Annotated in this window: 1 protein-coding gene; it reads right to left on the minus strand. The window is 64.2% G+C overall.

Features of this window, described 5'->3' with window-relative positions; translation table 11 throughout:
• Nucleotides 1-215 (minus strand): immunoglobulin-like domain-containing protein (locus tag AC30D7_RS28850; protein WP_490136343.1); only part of this gene is annotated, 215 nt, incomplete at both ends.

A 215-nucleotide genomic window follows, 5' to 3' on the forward strand; every position in this document is an offset into this window, starting at 1 on the left:
TCGTCGATCTTCACGCTCAGGGAGTTGCCGCCGGCCAACGCGTCGTTGGGTGCGGTGAAGTTGACACTGGCGCTGCTCGAGCCGACCGGGATGGTGATGGTCTGGCCGTTGGACAGGGTGACGACCACTGGCGAACCAGTCACCGGAGCAGTGACGGAAGCCGTGTAAACCACGGTACCGCCTTCGGCCACGTTCGCGGTCGCAGTCAGCGAAAC

The organism is Pseudomonas sp. DF5 (assembly GCF_058148225.1).